This window comes from Frondihabitans sp. Leaf304 (assembly GCF_001423105.1).
GTDB lineage: Bacteria > Actinomycetota > Actinomycetes > Actinomycetales > Microbacteriaceae > Frondihabitans.
Genome location: NZ_LMNV01000002.1, coordinates 595,480 through 610,147, shown reverse-complemented (window position 1 = coordinate 610,147; position 14,668 = coordinate 595,480). Strand labels below are relative to the sequence as shown.

Annotated in this window: 14 protein-coding genes; 13 read left to right on the top strand and 1 reads right to left on the bottom strand. The window is 68.4% G+C overall.

All coding sequences use genetic code 11. From position 1 onward, the window contains the following. Nucleotides 1–13 precede the first annotated feature (13 nt). On the top strand, nt 14–1,822 hold the full coding sequence (locus ASF54_RS02695) for a zinc-ribbon domain-containing protein (RefSeq protein WP_162237089.1): 1,809 nt from the start codon (nt 14–16) through the stop codon (nt 1,820–1,822). Nucleotides 1,823–1,985: 163 nt separating this feature from the next. Further along, a complete protein-coding gene (locus tag ASF54_RS02690; protein WP_055958510.1) occupies nt 1,986–2,693 on the top strand; it encodes a hypothetical protein in 708 nt (235 codons plus the stop codon). A gap of 104 nt (nt 2,694–2,797) precedes the next feature. Here the strand turns inward: ASF54_RS02690 and ASF54_RS02685 are convergent, their stop codons facing one another. Continuing rightward, nucleotides 2,798–3,823, bottom strand: coding sequence for an asparaginase (locus ASF54_RS02685; RefSeq protein WP_084815891.1), 1,026 nt, complete (start codon nt 3,821–3,823; stop codon nt 2,798–2,800). Nucleotides 3,824–3,847: 24 nt separating this feature from the next. Here ASF54_RS02685 and ASF54_RS02680 point away from each other — a divergent pair, with 24 nt between their 5' ends. From ASF54_RS02680 to ASF54_RS02630, 11 genes are all read left to right on the top strand, one after another. Continuing rightward, nucleotides 3,848–4,333, top strand: a complete 486-nt coding sequence (locus ASF54_RS02680; RefSeq protein ID WP_055958509.1) for an OsmC family protein — start codon at nt 3,848–3,850, stop codon at nt 4,331–4,333. 23 nt (nt 4,334–4,356) lie between these two features. Further along, complete coding sequence (locus ASF54_RS02675; RefSeq protein WP_055958507.1) at nt 4,357–5,364, top strand: FKBP-type peptidyl-prolyl cis-trans isomerase; 1,008 nt, start codon at nt 4,357–4,359, stop codon at nt 5,362–5,364. Between the two features lie 139 nt (nt 5,365–5,503). Continuing rightward, entirely contained in the window at nt 5,504–6,583 is a 1,080-nt protein-coding gene (gene dxr, locus ASF54_RS02670; RefSeq protein WP_055958504.1) for a 1-deoxy-D-xylulose-5-phosphate reductoisomerase, read from the top strand. 93 nt (nt 6,584–6,676) lie between these two features. Further along, a complete protein-coding gene (locus ASF54_RS02665; RefSeq protein ID WP_084816119.1) occupies nt 6,677–8,053 on the top strand; it encodes a M50 family metallopeptidase in 1,377 nt (458 codons plus the stop codon). Between the two features lie 63 nt (nt 8,054–8,116). After that, entirely contained in the window at nt 8,117–9,265 is a 1,149-nt protein-coding gene (ispG, locus tag ASF54_RS02660; RefSeq protein ID WP_194604263.1) for a flavodoxin-dependent (E)-4-hydroxy-3-methylbut-2-enyl-diphosphate synthase, read from the top strand. Between the two features lie 41 nt (nt 9,266–9,306). Next, nucleotides 9,307–10,353, top strand: coding sequence for an AAA family ATPase (locus ASF54_RS02655; protein WP_055961900.1), 1,047 nt, complete (start codon nt 9,307–9,309; stop codon nt 10,351–10,353). Nucleotides 10,354–10,357: 4 nt separating this feature from the next. After that, entirely contained in the window at nt 10,358–11,245 is an 888-nt protein-coding gene (locus tag ASF54_RS02650; RefSeq protein WP_055958493.1) for a DUF58 domain-containing protein, read from the top strand. Then, nucleotides 11,232–11,708 (top strand): hypothetical protein, encoded by a 477-nt coding sequence (locus ASF54_RS02645; RefSeq protein ID WP_055958490.1) that lies wholly within the window; start codon nt 11,232–11,234, stop codon nt 11,706–11,708. The genes ASF54_RS02650 and ASF54_RS02645 overlap by 14 nt, the downstream gene beginning before the upstream one ends. After that, a complete protein-coding gene (locus tag ASF54_RS02640; RefSeq protein WP_055958488.1) occupies nt 11,699–12,700 on the top strand; it encodes a VWA domain-containing protein in 1,002 nt (333 codons plus the stop codon). Before ASF54_RS02645 ends, ASF54_RS02640 begins: the two co-directional genes overlap by 10 nt. Continuing rightward, nucleotides 12,697–13,755 (top strand): vWA domain-containing protein, encoded by a 1,059-nt coding sequence (locus ASF54_RS02635; RefSeq protein WP_055958486.1) that lies wholly within the window; start codon nt 12,697–12,699, stop codon nt 13,753–13,755. Before ASF54_RS02640 ends, ASF54_RS02635 begins: the two co-directional genes overlap by 4 nt. Continuing rightward, nucleotides 13,752–14,657 carry a hypothetical protein gene (locus ASF54_RS02630; protein ID WP_055958484.1) on the top strand — a complete coding sequence of 302 codons (906 nt, stop codon included), beginning with the start codon at nt 13,752–13,754 and terminating at the stop codon, nt 14,655–14,657. Before ASF54_RS02635 ends, ASF54_RS02630 begins: the two co-directional genes overlap by 4 nt. The last annotated feature ends 11 nt before the right edge of the window (nt 14,658–14,668 follow it).

The window sequence follows — 14,668 nt, the reverse complement described above, 5'->3', positions numbered from 1 at the left end:
TCACTCACCACACATGCGTTGCCCCACCTGCTCGAGCCCGCTGCCCGACGGAGCCATGTTCTGCGGCCAGTGCGGTCGTGCCATCACCGCGGCCGACTGGGCTGCATTCCGTGCCGAGGCTCCGGTCGAGCAGGCACCGGTGGCGGCACCGCCGCGCCGCCCCTGGGTGTTGCAGGAGCCCCAGGCCACCGCTGTTCCGGCCGGCACACCCTGGTGGCTCGACGGCGAGCGCGGAGACGGTGCGCCTGAAGACGGCGTGCGCGAAGACGGCGCACCCGAAGGCAGCGCTCTTGAGGACAGCGAGTCCGGAGACGACGAGACGCCCCGGCGCCCCGACACGGGCACGGTGCGTCCGGCGTCCGGGCCGCTGTGGACGGCGTCGGTGACTCCGATCACGGTTGACCCCGCGGTCAAAGTGGATGCCCGCCCCACCCCGACCACGCACGACTCGATCGACGAAGCCGACGTCCCCGGCTCGCTCCCCGCTGCCGCGCAGACCGCCGACGCTCCTGCGGTGGTCGATCACGCGGCCGCCGTGGAATCGTCCGCCGACGATGCTCAGGTCGAGGTCGCCGACGTCGCACCTGCGGTGGCGGTCGAGCCGGTGCTCGAGGATGAGCCGTCGGATCCTGAGCCCATTGCCGCTCCGCCCGGCGTTGACGTGGCTGCCGTCGAGGGCGATACCAACGTGATCGCCCCGCTCGTTGCGCCGACAACAGCGCGCGAATCGGCCGGCGCCGTGTGCTCGGACTGCGGCGCACCCCTGCACCAGGGCGATATCTTCTGTGGCGAGTGCGGGGCCGTGGTCCAGTCTGTAGCCGCCTCCTTCACCGGACCCATCGTGCCGATCACCGGCACTGCTGCGGCACCATCGAGTGGACGGACCCCGTCGGAACGCCCCCTGCCAGAAGGCGCTCAGCCGGGACGCCCGCAGTCGGGTGAGACGCACGAGGCCCCTCCGGCCCCCCGGTCGGCTCCGCTGACCCCGACGCCCCTGCCGTCGCCGGTCGAGGTGTCTCCGCCTTTCGTGCCTGATCCTGTTCCCGCGCCCAAGCGACGACGCCTCTTCGGTCGTCGACAGCCGAGCGAAGCGCCGCAGTTGTGGTCGTCGTCGTCAGCTGCGCCCTCGCAACCCGCGTCCGATCCCTCTGCTCCTACTGCCGCCCACGTCGAGCCGATCCGGCACGCGGGAACTCCCACGCACTCTGCTCCGACGGCCGCGCGCCACACACCGCCCGCCTCGTCGCCGGAGGTGCCTCCTGTCCGCGTCGGCGACGTGCCCGAGGCCCTGGTCGATCGGCCCGTCAGCCCCCCGCAACCCCCTGTGCGAGCAGCCGAACCCGAGGCCCCTGCGGCGAGCCGCGCGGCGCAATCGGCAGTGCCGACCGTCGCCCCCGCGCCGCAGCCCTCGCCGTCGGCCGCGCCCTGGGCCGTGACCCTCGGTGCGCCGGCCGACGACGTCGAGAGCACTCGCATCGTGCCGCGTCGCGAGGTAGGGGAATCGTTCATCCTCCAGTTCTCGACGGGCGAGAGTTTCACCGTTCAGGGAAGCGGCCTCGTCGGACGAGCGCCGACGCCGCAGCCGGGCGAGGCGATCGAGCTGCTCGTTCGGATCCTCGACCCCGGCCGATCGGTGTCGAAAACGCACCTCGAATTCGGCCAGGACGACGGCCACCTGTGGGTCGCCGACCGCTGGTCGGGCAACGGCACGATCGTGAAGGCACCGTCGCAGGAGGTCCGCCGGGCCGAGCCGGGCAAGCGGGTTCGCGTGCCCCGGGGCACGCGGGTCGAAATCGGCGAGCAGTTCTTCATCGTGAGCTGAGACGGGCTGCGAGCGCGACTCGCTGCACGCGATCACGACTTTCTGAGCGTGGGCCCGAGTCGCCGGGCGTCACCTCGTCTCCACAGACGAGGATCCGAGACCGTCTCACCACAGATCCCCGCATCCACGCCTGCCGAGGTGTCGCGACGGCTTGACTCGACGTATGAGCCACGTCCACCTCACCGCACCGCAGTCTCCGCCGGGTGCTCCGGCGCCGTCCTTTCCCATCGTCGCTTCCGCGGCCCTAGGCCTCCTCGTTGCAGTCACTCTGGCGCTCTCGCCTCCGACGCCGATGCTCGCGGTCGGCATGGGCGTGGTCGCACTCGCCGCCGTCGCGGAGGTACTCGTTCGCACGGCGCTGCGAGAGCGGCGTCGACGCGACGGGAGTGCCGCAGCGCGGCTCGACTTCGAGAGGCGTCTTGACGAGGCGATGGCCGAGGAGCTCGCTGGGCTCGTTCGGGGCTGCGATCCTCCTCGGGCGAGGAGCGTAGTCGTGGGGTCGGGAGCGGTCGTGAGCGCGGTGCAGGTCGGGGGTGAGGCGGCTCCGCGGATCCTTGAGAGGGCTCCTCTCGTTGCTCCAGCTACACGAGTGCGCCTGTTCGCGCCTCCGGCACTCGGCGCGCTGCTGCCGTCGCTGCTGCGGCTCGGGGCCGAGACTGTCGTCGAGGTCTCACCGCCGGCGGCAGCCCTCGGTCTGGTCGTGCCGCCGGAGACGGTGGATGTCTGGGTCGGGCCCGACGGCATCGCCTGCGTGCGTGCAGCGGGGGAGTGCGGGGGCGCCTGGACCGCCCTTGAGCTCAGGGCCGTCGTACAGCCCCCGGCCGACCGACCAGTTCGCCCCGACCGGTCACGCCTCGGGAGCACCGCGTGACGCAGCCCCGCGACCCCGCGACCCCGCGACCCGGCGACCCCGCGAACCCGCGACCCCGCAGCCCCGCAACTCAGCCGCACGGCCCCGCAATTCCGCCTCGCGAATCAGCCGCGCATTCCTGCCAACGCCGCGCCGGCCCGAATCCCGCCGACCACGACGCCGCCGCCGGTCACGCGCTCCAGCGTCTGGTCGAGCACGCGATCGACGGCGTCCGATGCGACGGCCCCTTCGGCTTCGAGCAGGGTCAGTCCTGCGAGTGTCCCGGCCCGGAGGTTGCCGTCGAGCACTTTCACGGCGACGGCCAGTCCCTCACGGCTTCCCATGATCATGACTCCCTCGGCACCCAACTTCGCGAACAGGCCGGTCTCGTCGATCGTGACGGTGTTCGCGCGGCCTTCGCCGTCGAGGGCCCAGGCGTCGTCGAACACGGCGCGAACCAGGTGGCCGGCCAGAGGGTCGTCGTCGGTGTCGGCCGAGCGCACCAGACGAGCCACGGCCCCCGCGAGCCCAGTCAGCGTCGCCGCGAACACGGGTGCACCGCAGCCGTCGACACCGGCGTGATCGACCGTCTCGCCGAGATAGTCGGCGACCGTCTCTCGGGCAGCCACCTGCAGCGGGTGGTCGAGGTCGTCGTACGAGCGCGGGTCCCAGCCGTTCTCGGCACAGGCGAGAAGAAAGCCCGCGTGCTTGCCACTGCAGTTCATGAAGATGCGTCGCTTGTCGCTCGCCGTCCGGGCGGTGTCGCGATCATACGGCCAGTCGGGCGGGCACAGCAGGTCGTCTTCGGTGGCACCGATCCGGGCCAGCATGCCCTCGACGACGGCCTGGTGACGCGGGGTCCCGGCATGGCTGGCGGTCGAAAGCACCGCCTCCGGCCCCTCCAGTCGCACGCCCGACCGCAGCACGGCGAGAGCTTGAAAAGGTTTGAGGCACGAGCGCGGATAGATCGACGCGGCGGCATCACCGAGCGTTCGCACGATCCGCCCTGACGAGTCGACCACGGCGGCGGCGCCGATGTGGCGACTCTCGGCCATGCCGGAGCGCTCGAGTACCGCGAGCTCCACGCTTCCCGACACCTCCAGCGGATGACGCGACGTGGCGGGCTTCGGATCCTGGTGCTCGTGACTCATGAGGCCGAGTGTAACTTTGACGGCATGATCGACCACACCTACGCGCTGCACACCGTCTGGACGGGCAATCGCGGCGAGGGAACCCGCGACTACCGCTCGTACGGGCGCGATCACACGCTGACCGTGACGGGCAAGCCCGAGATCCTCGGGTCGGCCGACAAGCCGTTCCGCGGCGACGTCGATCGCTGGAACCCCGAAGAGATGCTTCTCGGCGCCCTGTCGCAGTGCCACCTGCTGAGCTACCTCTGGGTGTGCACGACGGTCGACGTCGTCGTCACCGGCTACGTCGACGACGCCACCGGCACGATGGTGCAGACCTCCGACGGGGGCGGGCACTTCACCGAGGTCGTGCTGCATCCGACGGTCACGGTGGCCGAGGAGTCGATGGTCGAGCGGGCTCGAGAGGCGCACCGGGAGGCGTCGTCGAAGTGCTTCATCGCCTCCTCGATGAACTTCCCGGTGCGCCACGAACCCACCGTCGTCGTGGCGAACGCTCAGCTTCCCGCCTGAAAGCTCAGCGACACTGGCTGGCGATGCCCAGACTCTCTGCCTTCGCCGCTCTCGCTCTCGTTCCCGCTGTCGCCGTCGCCCTGGCCGGCTGCTCAGGATCCCCGAGCACCTCTGCCACCTCGACGTCGACCCCGAATCCCTCGTCGACCGCTGCCGCCGAGACCCAGTCGTCGTGCGCGGCGCCCTCCGCGGGTACTGCGTCGAAGTCGGTAAAGGTCACCGGAAAGCTCGACGCCGCTCCCACCGTGAAGTTCGACAAGGGCCTGTCGGTCACGTCGACCCAGCGGTCGACCGTGATCGAAGGATCCGGCGAGAAGGCCCTCACCGGTACCCTCCTCGACGTCGCCTTCACCATCTACGACGCCAAGACCGGCAAGAAGATCTCGACCGCCGGCTATTCGGGCTCCGCGGCCACCCAGTTCACGGTCTCGAAAGACCTCTACCTCGCGGGCCTCGTCGATGGGATGCACTGCGCCCAGGTCGGCTCCCGCACTGTGACGGTCGCCGACTCGGCCGACATGTTCGGCACGACCGGCAACGAGTCGCTCGGTGTCGCTGCCGGCGACGACATGGTCATCGTGATGGACATCCTGTCCAAGGTGCCGACGAAGGCGACCGGCACGACCGTGGCGCCGAAGAGCGGATTCCCGGCCGTGAAGCTGGCGGCCGACGGCAAGCCGACGGTCACGATTCCCAAGACGACGGCGCCGAAGTCGCTCAAACTCGAGGTGCTCAAGAAGGGCGACGGCGCCACCGTGAAGAGCGGCGCGACGGTCACCGTGCAGTACCAGGGCACGCTCTGGCGCACCGGCGAGGTGTTCGACCAGAGCTGGGGGAGCGGGCCCACCTCGTTCTCTACCGACAAGGTGGTCGCCGGTTTCAAGAAAGCCATCGTCGGTCAGACGATCGGATCGCAGGTCGTCGTGATCGTGCCGCCGAGCGAGGGCTACGGCTCGGCCGGCAACACGACCGCCGGCATCAAGGGAACCGACACGCTCGTCTTCGTGGTCGACATCCTCGCGCAGGGCTGATCACCTCGGCCTGAGGTGCTGGTGGATTTCTCGACACCGGGTTTCGACGCGAACACCGCCCAGTGACGGTGCCGAGACCGAAAGATGGTGCCAAGACCGAAAGACGGGGCCGATCAGCCGCCCGCAATAGGCTGACTGCATGCGACGCGTCACCGTTCTCGGATCCACCGGCTCCATCGGGGTCCAGGCCCTCGAAGTCATCGAAGCCAACCCGCACCTGTTCGAAATCGTCGGTCTCTCCGCCGGCACGAACGCCGAACTGCTGGCCGAGCAGGCGGCGAAGTTCGGCGTCGAGCACACGGCTCTCGGCACCGACGAGTCGGTGGCTCTCGTCCACGACGTCGAGACCGACGTCGTGCTGAACGGCATCACGGGCTCGGTAGGGCTCGGTCCGACCCTGGCCGCCCTCGAATCGGGGGCGACTCTCGCCCTGGCGAACAAGGAGAGCCTCATCGTCGGCGGCGACCTCGTCAAGGCGAAGGCGTCACCCGGTCAGCTCGTTCCCGTCGACTCCGAGCACTCCGCGATCGCACAGGCACTCCGTTCGGGCACGCAGCAGGAGGTCCGCCGCCTGGTCTTGACGGCGTCGGGCGGCCCGTTCCGCGGGCGGACCCGCGACCAGCTCAAAGACGTCACACCGCGAGAAGCCCTCGCTCACCCCACCTGGGACATGGGCCTCGTCGTCACCACCAACTCGTCCACCCTCGTCAACAAGGGTCTCGAGGTGATCGAGGCGCATCTGCTGTTCGACATCGACTACGACCGGATCGACGTCACGGTGCATCCGCAATCGATCGTCCACTCGATGGTCGAGTTCGTCGACGGCTCCACGATCGCCCAGGCGTCGCCGCCCGACATGCGCCTGCCGATCGCTCTCGGCATGGCCTGGCCCGACCGCGTGCCGGGCGTCGGCAGGCCCCTCGACTGGACGACCGCCTCGGAGTGGACGTTTGCGCCCCTCGACTCCGTCGCGTTCCCCTCGGTCGATCTGGCCAAACAGGTCGGCCGTGCCGGGGCGACATTCCCGGCCGTCTTCAACGCCGCCAACGAGCAGGCCGTGCTCGCCTTCCACGCCGGTCGCATCGGCTACCTCGACATCCTCGACACCATCAGGGCAGTGGTCGACCTGCACGAGCCGGCGGAGCTGACGCTCGAGGGTGTGCTCGATGCCGAGCGCTGGGCTCGTGCGGCGGCGGACCGGATCCTCGGCTCCCGCTAGCTCGGGTCCAGAGACCGAAGGATCCGCCGACCCGCCGCGAGGCACAGCGACCTTGCGGCTCGTTCATGCCTTCCGTCCCGTACTGTGCCCTACGTGGAAACAGTCCTGCTCTATATCGTCGGCATCCTGATCGTCGTCGTCGGCCTCATCGTGTCGATCGGCCTGCACGAGATCGGCCACCTCATTCCGGCGAAGGCGTTTGGCGTGAAGGTGGGCCAGTACATGATCGGCTTCGGGCCGACGATCTTCTCGCGCACAAAGGGCGAAACCGAGTACGGGGTCAAGGCGATCCCCCTCGGCGGCTACATCTCGATGTCGGGCATGTTCCCACCGCAGAGGACCGCCGAGGTCGCGGAAGACGCCCTCGGCGCACCGGGTGAGCAGCATCGGGTCGCGGCGGGTCGCACCGCCACGACCGGCGTGTTCCAGACCCTCGTGCAGGACGCCCGCACGGCCAGCGCCGAGACCGTCGACGAGGGGGAGGAGCAGCGCACCTTCTACCGGCTCGCCGTGCCGAAGCGAATCGTCATCATGCTCGGCGGGCCCGTCATGAACCTGCTCATCGCCATCGTTCTGTTCGCCGTCGTGCTCTGCGGCATCGGCACGCAGCAGCCGACGACCACGGTGGGCTCGGTCTCGGCGTGCGTGCTGCCAGCGGGGTCGACCGAGACGACGTGCCCCGCGGGTGCAACTCAGTCGCCCGGGGCCGCGGCTGGCATTCGAGCGGGCGACCGGATCCTGAGCATCGACGGCACGACCGTCTCGAGCTGGGATCAGTCGACGTCGATCATCCAGAAGTCGTCGGGCCAGACGGTCGACATGGTCGTGCTTCGCGACGGCGCACGGGAGACGCTCGAGATCACCCCGCTGCTGACGAAGCGCTACGTGACCGACGCGAACGGCAACTACGTCACCGACTCGTCGGGGGCGAAAGAGACCGAGGAGGTCGGGTTCGTCGGCATCGGCTCGGTCTACGAGCGGCAGCAATCACCCGTGTCGGCCGTGCTGCCGGCTGTCGGCAGCAACATCGCCAATGTCGGCCACCTGATTCTGAACCTGCCGCAGCGCCTGATCGGAGTGGCGCAGGCGGCCTTCGGCGGCGGAGAGCGCGACCCCAACGGCCCGGTCAGCGTCGTGGGCGTCGGCCGCATGGCCGGCGACGTGGCGAGCCTCAACTCGGTGCCCGTGCTCGACCGCGCCAGTGTGCTGGTGGGTCTGCTCGCCTCGCTGAACGTCGCGCTCTTCGTCTTCAACCTAATTCCGCTCATGCCGCTCGACGGCGGCCATGTCGCGGGAGCCATCATCGAGGGCGTGCGTCGCTTCTTCGCGAAGCTCTTCGGACGCAAGGATCCGGGGCCCGTCGATACGGCCAAGGTGATCCCCCTGACCTTCGCCGTGGTCGCCATCCTCGGTGCCATGAGCCTGCTGCTCTTCTACGCCGACATCGTCAACCCGATCTCGATCGGCTGAGCGTTCGAGAGACCGGCCTCGCCGTCGAGCCGATTGTCGGGCGTCGGGCTTACGATGTGAAACGTGCCTGCAGTCAATCTCGGAATGCCCAAAATCCCCGAAACCCTTGCCCCGCGTCGTAAGACGCGTCAGATCAAGGTCGGCAAGGTGCTCGTCGGTGGCGGCGCCCCCGTCAGCGTCCAGTCGATGTGTACGACCCCGACGACGAACATCAACGCGACGCTCCAGCAGATCGCCGAGCTGACGGCCTCCGGGTGCGACATCGTGCGTGTCGCCGTGCCGAGCCGTGACGACGCCGAAGCGCTGCCGATCATCGCGAAAAAGAGCAACATCCCGGTGATCGCCGACATCCACTTCCAACCCAACTACGTCTACGCGGCGATCGACGCCGGGTGCGCCGCAGTTCGCGTCAACCCGGGCAACATCCGCAAGTTCGACGACCAGGTCGGCAAGATCGCCGCGGCCGCCAAGGCCGCTGGCGTCTCGATCCGCATCGGCGTCAACGCCGGTTCGCTCGAGCCGAGCCTCATGCAGAAATACGGTCGCGCGACCCCCGAGGCGCTCGTCGAGAGCGCTGTGTGGGAGGCAAGTCTCTTCGAAGAGCACGACTTCCACGACTTCAAGATCTCGGTCAAGCACAACGACCCCATCGTCATGGTCAAGGCCTACCGCCTGCTCGCCGAGCGAGGCGACTGGCCGCTTCACCTCGGTGTCACCGAGGCCGGCCCGTCGTTCCAGGGCACCATCAAGAGCGCGACCGCCTTCGGCATCCTCCTCTCGGAGGGCATCGGCGACACCATCCGTGTCTCGCTCAGCGCTCCGCCCGCCGAAGAGGTCAAGGTCGGTCTGCAGATCCTCCAGTCGCTCAACCTGCGCGAGCGCAAGCTCGAGATCGTCAGCTGCCCCAGCTGCGGTCGCGCTCAGGTCGACGTCTACAAGCTCGCTAACGACGTCACCGATGGCCTCGAGGGCATGACCGTGCCGCTCCGCGTCGCCGTCATGGGCTGCGTCGTCAACGGTCCGGGCGAGGCGCGCGACGCCGACCTCGGTGTGGCTTCGGGCAACGGCAAGGGCCAGATCTTCGTCAAGGGCGAGGTCATCGCGACCGTCCCTGAAGACCAGATCGTCGAGACGCTCATCCGCGAGGCCAACCGTCTCGCCGCCGAGATGCCCCCGGGTGAGCTCGGCTCGCCGGAGGTCATCACCGCGTGACCGACGCCGCGACGACCACTCCCGAGTCTCCGGCCGACGGGGTGACTGCTACCGACGCTGCTCCTGTCACGGCTGCTCCTGTCACGGCTGCCGATGCAGCCCCCGTCAGCGCTGCCGAGCTCGAGCGCGCGGGTGAGGTCGTCGCCCGGGTGTCGAAGGCGTTCGCGGCCAAGGTCGTCGGGCAAGAGGGTCTTCGCGAGTCGCTTCTGATCGCGTTGATCACGGGTGGTCACGTCCTCCTCGAGAGTGTGCCCGGCCTTGCCAAGACCACCGCCGCCCAGACACTGGCGCAGGCGGTCGACGCGAGCTTCCGGCGAATCCAGTGCACCCCCGACCTGCTCCCCAGCGACATCACGGGCACACAGATCTACGACGCCCAGTCGTCGACGTTCGTGACCCAGCTCGGCCCCGTGCACTCCAACTTCGTGCTGCTCGACGAGATCAACCGGTCGAGTGCCAAGACGCAGAGCGCCATGCTCGAGGCCATGCAAGAGCAGCAGACGTCGATCGGCGGCACGGTCTACAAGCTCCCCAAACCGTTCCTGGTGCTCGCGACGCAGAACCCCATCGAGCAGGAGGGCACGTACCAGCTGCCCGAGGCACAGCTCGACCGGTTCCTTCTGAAAGAGATCCTCGACTACCCGTCGCCGGCCGAAGAGGCCGAGGTCATCCGTCGGATCGAGACGGGCGTGTACGACGACAACTCGGCGGCCGAGTCGACGGGTGTCCACCTCGACGACGTGACGTTCTTGCAAGACGTCGCCAAGCGCGTCTACATCGACCAGTCGATCGTCAACTACATCGTCCAGGTCATCTACGTCACCCGGCATCCGCAGGGCTACATCCCCGGAACGATGGCCGACTACGTGCAGTTCGGGGCGAGCCCCCGCGCCAGCATTGCGTTCACCCGGGCCGCCCGTGCCCTTGCGATCCTGAATGGGCGTGACTACGTCATCCCCGAAGACGTCAAGCATCTGCGGCACTCCGTTCTCCGGCACCGGTTGATCCTCGGCTACGAAGCCGCAGCTGACGAGGTGCGCCCCGAGACGATCATCGACGCCATCTTCGGCGCCGTTCAGACGCCGTAGCTTCATGGCGGGCCTCCTGTTCCGGGTGAAGACGAAGATGAGCCTCTTCGCGACTCGCAAAACCCTCGACCTGCTCGAGGGCGGCTACGCGTCGGTTTACCGGGGTCGAAGCCACGACTTCGACGATCTGCGCGCCTACGTCCCCGGCGACGAGGTGAAAGACATCGACTGGAAGGCGACCGCGCGACACGGCGAGCCCCTCGTCAAGCGCTACATCGCGTCGCGTCGGCACAGCCTGGTGCTCGTTGTCGACACCGGCCGCAACATGGCGGCCACCGCCGAGAGCGGGGAAGCGAAAAAAGATATCGCCATCATGGCGGCGGGCGCTCTGGCGTCGATCGCCACCGGTCACGGCGACGTCGTCTCGCTCGTGGTCGGCGACGAGAGCGGCGTCCAAAGTTTTCCGTCCGGCCAGAAAGACGAGCATCTCGAGCGCCTCCTGCGCGTCGTCGACGAGCGCATCACTCTCGATGCTCCCCACAGCGACGTCCTGGGGCTGCTCGAGCACGTTGCTCGCCGACTGACCACCCGTTCGATGATCCTCATCGTCACCGACGACGGGCGACTCACCGACGAGCACGTTTCCGCACTGCGTCGGCTCCGCGTCCGCCACGAACTCCTCTGGCTGACGATCGGGGATGCCGACCTCATGCGCCGCGCGACCATGGGCGCGCCGGTCTACGACGTGCAGGAGGTGGCGGCGCTTCCGGCGTACGTGCGCTCCAATCGATCGCTCCAGGTCCTCTTCGAGCAGACGGCGGCCACGACCGTCGAGGCGACCGAGCACGAGTTGCGTCAGCTGGGCGTCACGAGCCACCGCGTCGCATCACAGGGCGAGGTTGTCGCCGGCCTATTCACCCTTCTCGAGAAGCAGCGCCGTGCTGGGCGATAGGGGCTTCTTCGGCCCCACCCAGTACGACCGCTGGGTGCTCTATCTCGTCGTCGGAGTCCTCCTCCTGGCGCTCGTCGCCGCCTGGTACGTCTTCGTCGTGCGCTTCTCTGCGACGAGAGTCCCTCGGCCGGTTGTCGAGGGCCCGGCACCTCGGGTCGATCTCCATGAACTCCAACGGAAGTACTCCGCCATGATCGACGAGGTCGGGTCGGAGTCCTCTGCAGGGCGTCTCGACGAGCGTGCCGTGCACAGCCGCCTCAGCCTGCTGCTCCGCTTCTTCGCCTCCGAGGCGGCCGGGGTTGACGCGCAGGTCATGACGCTCGACGACCTCCGTCGCACGCCGTTGCCGTCGGTGACTCGCGCAGTGGAGCGTTATTACCCGCCCGCCTTCCAGAAGCAGCACCCGGGAGATCCCGATGCCGCGATCGCCGAGGCGCGTCAGGTGGTGCACTCGTGGAGCTGATCTTCTGGTGGATGCCCCTCGCGGCCATCGGTGCCGCCATTGTCGGCGCCTTCGTCTACGTCCGCTGGCGCCGCCGCACTCGCGAGTGGCTCCACCGCGACGGAACCCCCGTCGCTCACAGCGAGCGGCTCACCGAGCTGCCGGAGTACCGCCGCGTCCTCCGTCGGTACCGAGCGCTCCTGTCCGCCCTGCTCGTCGTGGTGGTCGTCGCCTCCGGTGCGGGAGTGCTGCTCTCCTCCCGCGTGGCCAGTCGCGACGTCGTCGAGCCTCAGTCGTACAAGCGCGACATCATGCTCTGCCTCGACGTGTCCGGCTCGATGACCGACGTCGACGCGCGCATCGTCGACACCTTCGCCACGCTCGCCAAGGGGCTCGACGGCGAGCGGATCGGGTTGACGGTCTTCGACAGTTCGGCCGTGCAGGTCTTTCCGCTCACCGACGACTACGACTACGTGCGCAGCCAGCTCACGAGCTACCGCGACTCGTTCCGGTCGCAGGGGGAGAGCGGACTTCGCTACTGGACGGGCACCGACCTCGGCCAGGGCGCCTCGCTGATCGGAGACGGTCTCGCGTCGTGCGTACTGGGGTTCGACGGCGACGACTCGGGCAAGCGCCCGAAGTCGATCGTGCTGGCCACCGACAACTACGTCAACGGAAGCCCGATCCTGACGCTCACGCAGGGTGCCGCCCTCGCCAAGAAGCGTGACGTGCGCGTCTACGCGATCGATCCGGTCGACTACTCGGCCGACGGCTCGCCCGACAAGGTCGCCACCGAGCTCAAGACAGCGGTCGATTCCACCGGGGGTGGCTTCTACGGGCTGTCGTCGAGCGACACGGTCCCGTCGATCGTCCAGAAGATCGGCGCACAGGAGGCCGGGCTCTTCACGGGTGCCAAGCGTCTCGTCATCGCGGATCACCCGGCGCCCTTCGCCATCGCCGCTCTACTGCTTGTGATCGGTGCGCTGGGGTTGCTCTGGAGGGTGCGCCTGTGAGCTTCCTCGTCTTCAAGCCCGTGCTTCCCTTTCCAGTGCTCGTCATCGCTGCCGTGGTCCTCCTCGGTTTCGTCGCCTGGCGCATCGTCGCCGAGCGGTCAAGTCGCCGTCTGGCGCTCGCCTGGGTCCGTCGCGGGGTGGTCGTGGCGCTTCTGATGGTCATCGCCGCACGCCCCGGAATCCCGGGCGGCACCTCGCAGGCCTCGGTGGCCGAGTTGAACGTGTTCTTCGTCGTCGACACCACGTCGAGTTCGGCAGCCGAAGACTGGAACGGCTCCAAGCCGCGCCTCGACGGGATGCGGAGCGACATCGAGGCTCTCACGGGCGAGCTCGCGGGGGCCCGTTTCTCGCTGATCACCTTCGACTCCGACGCCCTGCAGCGCGTGCCCCTCACCGACGATTCCTCCGCCGTCATCTCGACGGTGAAGGCAATGCGACAGGAGATCACGACCTATTCGCACGGGAGCACCATCTCAGAGGCGTCGTCGCTGTTGACCGAAAAGCTCGAGGCCGCTCACAAGAGCGACCCCCGACGCGCGAACGTCGTCTACTACCTCGGCGACGGCGAGCAGACGGTCGAGGCGGCACCCGGTTCGTTCGCTTCGGCGCGCAACGCCACCGACGGCGGGGGAGTACTCGGGTACGGCACGGCGGCCGGTGGCCGCATGAAGGTGTTCGACGGCTACGGAGACCAGTACTCGCAGAAGGGGTACATCCAAGACCGGACCGCCGCCGGTTCGCCCGATGCGGTCTCGAAGATCGACCAGCCCAAGCTCGAAGCCATCGCCTCCCAGCTTGGCGTGCCCTATCTGCACCGCGAGTCGGGTGCATCGCTCGCCTCCGTCGTCGACGACGAGAAGAAGGGCCACGTGGTGAGTTCTGCGGGACGCACGGAGAACACCCGCGACCTGTACTGGATCCTCGCCATTCCGCTCTTCCTCCTCCTCTTCGTCGAGATCGCCGTCGTCACCCGCGCTCTCGGCGACATCCGCCCGGCCCGCGTCGGCAGTCGCGCCCAGTCGAGAACGCGACCGGCCGGAGGTGTTCGCCGATGAGCACGACACTTCTGCCGCAGGTCGCACCGCCCCCGCCGCCCGACGGCATCGACGACGTCTCGGAGCCGCAGGTTCCGGCCGACCTCGCCGCCTACCGTCGGCGGTATCGCCGTCGACTCCTCTGGTGGTCGCTCGTTCCCGTGGTTCTGATCGTGCTGGTGGCACTCAAGCTGCTCAGCCTGCCCACCTTGGCCGCGCTCTCTCAGGCGACGTACGATCGCGGTGCCTACGAGCAGACCACGACCATCAGCGACGGCCTCGCTCCCGTCAACGTCATCGAGCCGTGGGTACGCCACTTCGAGCGCGGCACCGGGCTCGCCGGGGTCGGTGTGATCGTCGATGCCCGTGGTGAGTTCGAGCGGGCTCTGCAGCTGGTGCCGGTCGCGAACGTCCGGGCGGTCTGCAAGATCCGTACTAACCTCGCGCTCGTCGTCGAGCAACAGGGCGACAGCGCGCGCCTCGACGGCGACCAGACGAGCTCGGCGAAGTTCTACACCGAGGCCCTCGCACTAATCGACGCTTCGCCCGACGGCTGCTTCGACAACTCCGACGGAGCCGGAACCCCTCCCACCAAGAAGCCGCTCGACGACGAGAAGGCGCGCCTTCAGCAGAAGCAGCAGGGCTCCGGCGGAGAAGACGGCGGCCAAGGGCAGGGCGGCTCGAACCAGGGTGACCAGGGGCAGGGCGACCAGAACGGCCAAGGTGACTCCGGGTCAGGGTCCAACGGTTCCGGTCAGGGCGACAGCCAAGACGGCGACGGCTCGTCTGGTAGCTCCGGCAAAGACCCGCTCGACCAGTTGCAGCAGCAGAACGGCGACGCCCAAAAGCAGCAGCAGGAGAACAACGATCGCAACCGGCAATTCGACCAGAACGACGGCGATTACTCCGGCAAGCCCTGGTAGCGGTCGCGGTG